The 6,703-nt window shown below is 46.6% G+C and carries 3 protein-coding genes and 1 pseudogene; all 4 read left to right on the forward strand.

Annotation, left to right across the window (positions count from 1 at the left end):
• Positions 1-294, forward strand: a pseudogene (locus tag DK872_RS28090) (ATP-dependent endonuclease); the annotation flags it as partial.
• 2 nt (positions 295-296) lie between these two features.
• The gene (locus tag DK872_RS28095) at positions 297-2,093 is read left to right on the forward strand and encodes a UvrD-helicase domain-containing protein (protein WP_161518847.1); all 1,797 of its coding nucleotides are present in this window, start codon (positions 297-299) and stop codon (positions 2,091-2,093) included.
• A 244-nt stretch (positions 2,094-2,337) separates the two neighbouring features.
• Complete coding sequence (locus DK872_RS28100; RefSeq protein WP_161518846.1) at positions 2,338-6,189, forward strand: hypothetical protein; 3,852 nt, start codon at positions 2,338-2,340, stop codon at positions 6,187-6,189.
• A gap of 184 nt (positions 6,190-6,373) precedes the next feature.
• A partial coding sequence (locus DK872_RS28105; RefSeq protein ID WP_237656243.1) for a transposase occupies positions 6,374-6,703 on the forward strand: 330 nt, incomplete at its 3' end.

Below are 6,703 nucleotides of genomic sequence, written 5' to 3' on the forward strand. Positions count from 1 at the left end.
GCCATTTTACTCGGAAAAAAAGTTGATCCATATACTGCTATTCCTCGATACATACTCGACGCTATTGCTTTTGCCCAAAAAAAAAAAAAAAAAGAAGTCTGGTTCAACATCCTTAGCTATCGAATGAACTTCATAGAAGAGGACGATCCATTTGTAAACCCTAAGACCCTGGCTGAATTTAGAACCAAGTTACAGCTGTTTAAAAATGGCGACATCGACTTCGTCGGCATTAAAAATGAGATGTTCGCTGATTTTCCTGATGATCGTATTAACGATGTACTTGAGGTCTTCTAGCTATGTTCACATGGGATGATGGGGATCTGAATTCTGAGCAAGATGCCGCCATCCGCGAGCCTGGCAGCGTATTTCTCATTGCATGTCCTGGCAGCGGAAAAACACGCACTCTCACCTACAAAATTGCCTATGAATTGTCGCAGTTGGGGTCGAACAAGCAGTTCATCGTCGCGATCACCTATACTCATCGCGCTGCAGACGAGATCCATGAGCGTATTGAAAACCTCGGGGTTGATACATCCAGGCTCTGGATAGGCACGATCCATTCATTTTGTCTCGAATGGATACTGAAGCCTTATGGCATCTACCACGAAGCGCTGGATCGCGGTTTTCGAGTCATTGACCTGCATGAGCGCGAAAAGGTGCTGGAGAACCTGTGCCAACCCTATCAGAAGCCAAAAATCACCTTCTGGGACTGCGAGTATTTCTTTACCGATAAGGGCTATGTAATTTCGTGCCCGCAAGACTGGAAATACACAGGTCTCGCTGAAATCCTGGAGCAATACTTCGACTATCTCCGGGAAACCCGACAGATCGACTTTGAATTGATTCTCTACTACGCCTATCAGTTGATCGCTGCGCAGCCTCAGATCAGCGCCATTCTCGGGCAGCTATTTTCCTTCATACTGGTCGATGAGTATCAGGATACGAAGCGCATTCAGTACTCCATCATTGCGTCCATTCTGAAAGCGGGTCAGGGAACGAAAGCTTTCATTGTCGGCGACCCAAATCAAGCCATCTATGAATCACTAGGTGGGTACCCAATCTCCTTCGAGGAGTTCCAGTCAATGGCTGGCATCAAGCTAAAGGAGCTTGAACTTTCCCAGAACTATCGTTCTTCCGAACGCATCATCAAGTACTTCGGAAACTACAACGTATACGACACGCGTATTGAGGCCGCATCCAACGACAAGGCATACCCCAGCCTGATTTCGTTCAATGATTCGGTGAGCAAAGACGGACTGGAAGATGAGTTGATCCGGCTCATCCGCTTCAATATCGAGACCATTGGCATTCCGCCTCATGAGGTTTGCATCCTCGCGCCTCAGTGGATGCACTTGGCGAGCATGACGCGTCGTTTGGTCGCTAGCATGCCCGAGTATGCGTTTGACGGCCCCGGCATGGTGCCGTTCGCGCGGGATCTGGATAATTTTTGGTACAAGTTATCAAGGATCGCTCTTACACAGGCGTCTCCTGGCATGTACGTGCGCAGACTGCGTTGGGCTGGAGAGGTTCTCAATGATCTTGAGGGAGTAGGCGCAAATGTATCCATGCTCACGCGGCAGAGCTTGTTGAGGGAGTGTAATACCATCACCATTGATGCTACAGATGGGCTGGTTTATCTCAGGTTCTTCTTCGATAAGCTGTTTTCGAATCTAGCTTTCGACATTCAGGAATTCACGCAGCTTCACGAGCATTACGAGGCATTCTTCGAAAGTTCACAGGCAAGGATCGACAGACTGAAGAAGGAAGGCACAGAAATGATCGGAGACATTGCCACTTTCAGGAAGGTTTTCCAGAGTCGAACCGGCATCACGATATCAACAATCCACGGTATCAAAGGGGCGGAGTTCGATGCCGTCATTGCCTATGCACTGCTGGAGAACATGCTGCCAAACAGAAATGACCGCAACGGGCAAGATAGCGCGATGAAACTGCTGTATGTCATCGGTTCTCGTGCACGGAAAAACCTGCATCTTATCTCTGAGTGTGGGCGCATCGACAAATTCACTCGTACGGAATACCAAGCGACTAAAAAGCTTTATGCATGCCGCTTTGAGTACGACCAAATACCATAATTAATAATAACTGACGCTCCCATGCTTATCTGACCGGGCGAGATTATAAAGTCAACGCGTCTTTGCACGCTGGTGCGACGATTGTTATGCGCAAACGCTGGGCTTGGTTCATTTATTCGCCAGGTTTCATCTAGGCAAAGCGAAAAACTCAAACAGCGCTTACCCGCTCTTATGTGAGAGGAACGGATGAGTAAGTGTCCATAATGTAAGAGCTAGGACATAAATTTTTTACTAAGGTGAAGGCGTGGCAATCTTTGACATTGAAAAGGACGAATTACTTCGGCTCTCCGATACCCAGCTAGAAGAGTTGATAGCTCGGCTAGCAGAAGCTGAAGTGGCAATGCTTGGCTATAGCCCAGCATGTGTAAATTGGTCTGGTTCAATTACGGCCCCTGACGGAGGAATTGATATCCATGTTCAGGTTCCAGTTGAACAACTGAAACCTGGCTTTCTTATAAGGCCTGATACGGTCTTCCAGGTAAAGAAACATAAGATGCCAAAGGCTGCAATTGAGAAGGAAATGGGCACCGGTAAAGCGCTTTCACCCATCATATCTGAACAAGCCAGAAAACAGGGCAGCTACATCATTGTCAGCCTAAGTGATGATTGCTCGCCGTCTGGAAAGACAGATCGTCTTAAAGCGATGAGGGATGCAGTAAAAGATGATCCTAACAAAAGCAATCTTCATCTTAATTTCTACGACCGTTCCAAACTCATTCAATGGCTGCGCCAACACCCATCAGTCATGCTGTGGGTAAAAGGAAAGCTTGGACAAGGGTATTCTGGTTGGCAACCATACGGTGCGTGGAGCAACCCACCACAAGGTGTTTCAGACACTTTAATCTCAGCCCCAGGTGTAACCATTTCCCTACCGTCGGGAAAGGGGCAAAAACTCAGAATTGCTGAAGCAATTAACCCAATGCGAGCACTTATTCGTTCGACGAATAAGGCGATTCGTATTACAGGATTGTCTGGAGTTGGGAAGACTCGAATCGTTCAGGCGCTCTTTGATGAAACAGTTGGAACAGATGCGCTTGATCGGACAGTAGCTATTTATGTTGACACTGGCTCTGAGCCAGTACCATCGGCTACAGCAATGCTTGATAAGCTACTCGCTGAAGGCCGAAGAGCAATTATGATCCTTGATAATTGCCCATCAGAACTCCATGCTTCGCTTGCCAGCAAAGTATCAGCCGCAGGAAAAGAAGTAAGCCTCATCACGATCGAGTACGACATTAGGGATGACAAACCACAGACAACTGAGGTCATCCATATTGAGACAGATGGTCCAGAGGTGGCAGAGCAACTTCTTATCCGTCGCTTCTCGGCTATTGGTCAGAATAATGCCCGACGTATTGCTGAGTTCGCAGATGGGAATGCAAGAGTTGCATTGGCTATAGCGGAAAGAGTGAAAGAAGGTGAGAGTTTGGCTTTGCTTTCTGATGCGCAGTTGTTTAATCGCTTGTTTGAACAGCGTAATCATCCCGACGGCAATTTACGGGAGCAAGCTGAAATATTGTCACTGGTGTATTCTTTCTCGGTATCGAGTACAGATGCTGCTACCGATGAATTGGAAATATTGGGGGCGCTCTTTGGGTATCCCAGAATCCAGTTATACAAAGCTGTTAAGCAGTTGATGGAACGTCATCTTGTTCAGAAAAGATCTCACTGGAGAGCGATTCTTCCCCAAGCAATTGCTAACAAGTTGGCAGCATCTGCACTTGATAGTATCCCGGTTGATCAGCTTAGGGCGACCTTTGAAAACCCCGGGCGGCAACGTTTATTGATGTCGTTCGCACACAGGTTGGGACTGCTACACGACCATGCTGTGGCTAAAGAGATCGTTAAAGCTTGGTTGCACCCTGAAGGGCTGCTTGGGCAGATAGTAAACTTGGATGATGTATCGACACGAATACTTAATTATGTCGCCCCAGTTGCCCCTGGAGCTTTGCTTGAGCGGATTGAAGAAACGCTTGTTACGTCTAATTTTGAGAATATTAAATCACGCTACAACCCACAACGAACAGCAATTATCAATTTGTTGCAGTTACTTGCGTATGAATCGAGATACTTTGAGCGATGCATTAAGCTCTTAATCTGCATCGCAGACCAGGAAAGCGCGAGCAATAATTACGATTCGACTCGAAATAAGATAACGCGGTTTTTCCAACCTCACCTGTCCGGCACCCATGCTTCCTTGGCTCAACGTATTGCGAGGATGAATGAATGCATTACATCAGGTATAGCCGGGCGTAGAGGGCTGGGCATTAAAATGCTTGAAACGGCTCTCGGCGGACCACCGTGGACAGGATTCGGGATTAATGAGTTTGGGGCTCGGCCAAGAGATTATGGATTTCGGCCTAGCTACGATGAACTTGTTGAGTGGCTGATCGCCTTCATAGACACTGCGGTGAAAATAGGAACTTCGGGAGTTCTCGAACTTGAAAACGATGCTCGGCGGATCTTGGCTGATAAGTTTCGCTGGATCTGGCGTCATGAAGGAATAAGAACAAAATTAATTGATGCAGCTCGCATGTTCCATGCCTACCGTCCTTGGGGTGAAGGTTGGAAAGCTGTCCGCTCAACAATTTACTTTTCCCATACAAAACGAAAAGAAAAAGAAGATATAGAACCTTTGCCGGAAATCCTTGTGACATTGGAACGAGAATTGGAGCCTAAAGACCTGGTTCCGGCAGTCATGGCTTATGTACTCAGTAAAGGGCGCGACTTTTTGATGCCAGATGCCGATTTTGAGTATGAGGGACCGAATAAATTTAAAAAAAATAAGGAAATACTAGATGCTAAAGCTTTCGAATTGGGGCAAGAATTTGCAGTATCTTCCCATGAACTTGATGAGTTGGGCCCTGATTTATTTTCACGAGGTGGGATGCCCTATCGCATCGAATTTGGTAAAGGATTAGCCAGAGGGGCTCCTGACCTGCGAGTCTATTGGCAGCAATTAGTTATTCAGTTGGATCTACAACATCAATCTCAAAGTGATTTTTCGGTCATTAGAGGTTTTATTGAAGAAACTAACTCTATCGATTCAGCACTGGTACAGGAATTGCTTGACCAGTGTGCACAGCATTCTGAGCTTCGATCCGAGTTAGTCAACCTGCATCCTTGGCGGGAGTTTACTGAAATCGACTTGGATCGCTGCATGTCGCTTCTGGATGACCCTGACATACAGCCACACATGTACGGAGCAATTCTGTGGGGGGGGCAGTTCTCTAATTTGCCAGAAAGTCGTGTTCTCGAGCTTGCACAGAAACTTCTGAGTAAACCGGGTGGTGATGAAGTAGTTTTGGAAGCGCTGAATATGAAAGTAGCTTATGAAGGAGATATTGCAGACACACTAGGTCCTGCACTACGAAAGGTCGGCCTTTCTGCTGCAATCCAGAGATTCAGAAGAGATCACAATGATTTAGGCGGGGGGCTAGATTATGCTATGGAACGTGTTATCAATGCCGCATTGCGCTTCGATGGCAACGAAGCTGAAAAGCTAGAATGGTTGAATAAAATCTTCGCTGTCGTTGATGAGTATTTTGGCAACATTTATTCGTTCGAAAACGCTATCGGTATTACCGCTGCACTGATGCCAAAAGAGTTTCTCAGTCGCGTTTTTGATGGTACGGAGGAACAACAACAAAGGCGACTGCATTTCATCAAAAATGATGATTCATATCCGTCTCCTCTTGCGAAAATCGATGTAGGCATTTTGATTGAATGGTGCGATACCAATAATGATCATCACATATGGGCTTCAGTCGCTTCAGGAATTAACCTATGGTCGAAGGGCGACGAGCAAGGCCGTATTTCATTGCAAGATGATGCAGTGAGATTTCTAGAAGCCTCTCCAGATCCAGGAGCCATCCTTGAGATTTTTGCCGAACACGTAGCTCCTTCATCATGGTCCGGTAGTCGAGCGAACGAGATGCAACCTAGGGTTGAAGCCATAGGCCAGTTGGTTACCCACAAGAGTGCAGACATATCTAAGTCAGCTAGAGCTGTATATGAAAAACTAACTCAATGGGTTGAAAACGAAAAAGAACGCGAATTAAGGGAAGATAGTGAAAGGGAACAGCGATTTGAATAAAGGCTTAGCAATAGCCCATACAAACGTTCTGCGTTAAGGAGAAAGTAATGGAATCTGCTCGTGACAAACGCACCGGAGAAAAGGTGGATGCTGAAGAACTCTGGTTGTAAGTATCCCTGCGAAACGGACCATTCACTTTTAGAGATCTTCCGACATACTGATTATGTCCCCTGAGGAGATCGCCATGCGTAAAGCCCGATTCACCGAACACCAGATCATTGCCGTTCTGAAGTCCGTCGAAGCCGGACGTACCGTGAAGGATGTCTGCCGTGAAGCCGGTATTTCTGAAGCCAGCTATTACAACTGGAAAGCGAAGTTTGGCGGGATGGAATCCTCTGATATCAAAAAGATGAAAGACCTGGAGGATGAAAACCGTCGCCTCAAACAGATGTTTGCTGATCTCAGCCTTGAATGCCGGGCACTTAAAGACGTCATCGAAAAAATGTATGGTTCGCCCCCGTTTTGCAAGCACACGATGATTAAAGCTGTTTGCGTTAATGTATCCGGCCTCTTG

It is taken from the genome of Kosakonia sp. MH5 (genome assembly GCF_009935945.1).
Classification (GTDB): Bacteria; Pseudomonadota; Gammaproteobacteria; order Enterobacterales; family Enterobacteriaceae; genus Kosakonia; species Kosakonia radicincitans.